At 35.3% G+C, this 3,406-nt stretch carries 2 protein-coding genes; both read left to right on the forward strand.

Translation table 11 applies throughout. The features are described from left to right. Positions 1 to 348: 348 nt before the first annotated feature. Positions 349 to 2,226, forward strand: a complete 1,878-nt coding sequence (locus VNJ50_RS00735; protein WP_325578094.1) for a PAS domain S-box protein — start codon at positions 349 to 351, stop codon at positions 2,224 to 2,226. Further along, positions 2,223 to 3,281 (forward strand): response regulator, encoded by a 1,059-nt coding sequence (locus VNJ50_RS00740; protein WP_325578096.1) that lies wholly within the window; start codon positions 2,223 to 2,225, stop codon positions 3,279 to 3,281. Before VNJ50_RS00735 ends, VNJ50_RS00740 begins: the two co-directional genes overlap by 4 nt. Positions 3,282 to 3,406 lie beyond the last annotated feature (125 nt).

The following is a 3,406-nucleotide window of genomic DNA, read 5'->3' on the forward strand; positions in this document are numbered from 1 at the left end:
CCAATGTTTTTTTATGATTTCTTTGAGTTTGTTGGCTTCTGCTTCGTTCACCTTTTGGTCGGCACTGGCAACGCTGTAGAACAATTTACCGAGATTTTGGTATAACTTTACATTCATCTTAAATTGAAATTAGGTTTATGATTTAGCATGTTATAAATGTAGTGATTATCAATTTAAAAGTTATGATAAATATCAGGTTGTGACTTTCAGACGATCCATTTGCTCTAACAAAAATGTCAAGTTACGCCATAGAATATGTTAAATTCATCGATTTTGGAATATGGCTATTTAAAATTTCTTAAATAGTCAGTATCTTCACGCCTCTCTTAAGCAAACCTATTACCATCTATGTTTGGAAATCAAGTCGATGTTCTTCAAGTGCTTTCAGATGCTGTTTCTGAGGGGATTGTGATTGTAGATGAGCATCAAAACATTGTTTCGACCAATATTTCTGCCAATGCCATGTTTGGTTATGAAGCTAATGAATTGGTGGGTAAACCTTTAAATGTCTTGATACCAAGCACCTATCATCATAAGCACACCCATCATTTTACATCATTTTATAAAAAGAGTGAAAAACGAAGAATGGGCCATGGTCGTGGCCTCTTTGGCTTAAATAAAAATAATAAGGAATTTCCTGTTGAGGTTGGGCTAAATCCATTTACGTTATATGAAAAAACCTATGTCATGGCATTGGTCATGGATGTTAGTGAACGTAAAAAAATTGAAGAAACACTTAGCTTAAGGAGCGAAGCACTACAAGCGGCAGGAAATGGCATTATCATTTGTGATAATCTTCAAAAAGACCAACCAATCATCTATTTTAATCCCGCTTTTCAAGAGTTGACCGGGTATGATGCCGAAGAAATATTCGGTAAAAATGGTCGGTTTTTGCAAGGCGATGATAGGGACCAAGCGGCTATTTCAAAAGTTCGGGAAGCTTTAAAAAAAGGCGAAAGCTGCCAAGTGATTTTACGAAACTATAAAAAGGATGGCACCTTATTTTGGAATGACCTTTCCATCAATCCCATCAAAAACCATGAAGGGGTGATGACACATTATATCGGAATCCAAAATGATATTACCAAACGAAAAAACGCCGAGGAAGAGCGTAATTACCTTTCAAAAATATTTGATAATTCACTTAATGAAATTTATGTTTTTGATTTTAATACTTTAAAGTTTATCAATGTCAATTATGGTGCCCAGAAAAATCTTGGCTATACTTTAGAGGAACTTAAGGAATTGACCCCAGTGGACATTAAACCCAATTTTTCGCTTAAAAAGTGGCATAAGTTAAGTGCGCCATTAATCAATAAAACCGAAAGTAGGGTAGAGTTTGAAGCTGTTCATATCCGAAAAAATGGGACCACCTATCCTGTTTATGTAAGTTTAGAACTGTCAAAATTGGGCGAACGTGACGTTTTTATTGCCATTATCCTGGATATTACAGAGCAAAAAAATTATACCCAAAAGCTAGAAAAAACGGTAGAACTTAGAACCAAGCAACTTAAAACGGCACTCGAAAAGGAAAAAGAACTTAACGACTTAAAAACCAAATTCTTGTCTTTAGTTTCGCATGAGTTTAAAACGCCGTTGAGCGGAATCTTAACATCATCCATGCTGTTGAGTAAATACACTCGCGAAGATCAGCAGGTGAATAGAGATAAACACATTAAGATCATTACAGAAAAAGTACATTATCTAAATGCTATTTTGAATGATTTTCTGTCTATCGAAAAATTGGAAACCGGAAAGGTCAATTATAAAATTTCAACCTTTAGATTAAGTAAAGTCCTTAATGAGGTGGTTTATAATGCCAATATGTTGCTCAAAGAAGGACAACAAGTTAAATATCCTGAAAACATTGACGACATTGTCCTTGTACAGGATGAAAGGACCATTGAACTGGCCTTGACCAATTTGGTGCACAACGCCATTAAGTATTCGCCAGAATATTCGTTGGTCGTTATTACAATTACCCAAGACGAAAAGAATACAATTTTTGAAATATCCGACAATGGCATCGGAATTCCGGAAAAGGATCAAAAAAATATTTTCAATCGTTATTTTAGGGCAGAAAATGCCCTGACCACACCAGGCACCGGAATTGGATTGAATATTGTAAAATCAAACATTGAAAATCTAGGAGGGTCCATCCACTTTAAAAGCAAAGCCCATGAAGGCTCAACATTTATACTAAGCATACCAAACAAAGCATTATGACAAAAAAAGTATTATTGATTGAAGATGATGTCGTATTACGTGAAAACACGGCCGAATTATTAGAGCTTTCGGATTATGACGTGATTACCGCTTCCAATGGCAAAATTGGTGTCGAAAAAGCAATAAATGAACACCCAGATGTAATTGTTTGCGACATTATGATGCCCGAAATGGATGGTTATGATGTTTTGAGCACGCTTTCAAACAATGAACTTACCAAGTTTATACCTTTTATATTTTTATCTGCAAAAACTGAGCGACAAGATGTGCGCAAAGGGATGAATTTGGGAGCTGATGATTATATTACTAAACCCTTTAATGAAGAAGAGTTGGTTAGTGCCATTGAAAGCCGTTTGGCAAAAGTATCTATTTTAAAAGATTTCCAAAGAGAAGAGGAACTTAGTGAAAAAGAAAAAAAGACCTCTGATTTAAGAACGCTCAACGACTTAAAGGTGTATTTTGAAATACATGGTAAGGCATTTGATTTTCAGCAAGGCGATCTGATTTATGACGAAGGGCAAAATTCAAATTATATATTTTTAGTCCGTAGTGGCGTTGTAAAATGCCATAAGTTTGATGAACAAGGCAAAGAACTTACCACAGCTTTGTACAATACTTCGGATATCTTTGGTTATACTTCATTTACCCAAAACATTCCGTATCAAGAAACTTCAACGGCTATTAGAGATGTACAACTTTTTGGACTCTCAAAAGATCAGCTTAAACAAGTTCTTGATACCAATCAGAATGTGACCTTAGAACTTATTCAAATGCTCACCGACGATTTAAAAGATGTAAAAGATCAGTTATTGCAAATGGCTTACAGTTCTGTTAAAAAGAAAACGGCCAGTACCATATTAAAATTTGCCGAAAAACTGAGTCAGAGTCCTGGAGATGCTATCAAGATTTCACGAAGCGATCTGGCCAGTGTTGCAGGCATAGCCACCGAAACGCTTATCCGATGTCTTTCAGATTTCAAGAAAGAAGGCATGATTGATATTGAAGGTAGAAACATCAAAATTTTGGATATTCAAGAACTTCAGGAAGTGTATTAGATAAACTTACTCGACTTTAACGAAATTCACATCTATTCTTACTTCCAATGAAACTGAAAACGGGTTGCTGAATCCTTTTATAGTCAGTGAATTGCCATTTATAAGATATTCAAATGTTTCGCTAA

Origin of the sequence: Gelidibacter sp. (genome assembly GCF_035577925.1) — a bacterium.
Classification (GTDB): Bacteria; Bacteroidota; Bacteroidia; order Flavobacteriales; family Flavobacteriaceae; genus Gelidibacter.

Excerpts from the sequence above, each read along its gene's own strand:
- VNJ50_RS00740 (WP_325578096.1), top strand. The coding sequence starts at position 2,223 with ATGACAAAAAAAGTATTATTGATTGAAGATGATGTCGTATTACGTGAA.
- VNJ50_RS00735 (WP_325578094.1), top strand. The coding sequence starts at position 349 with ATGTTTGGAAATCAAGTCGATGTTCTTCAAGTGCTTTCAGATGCTGTT.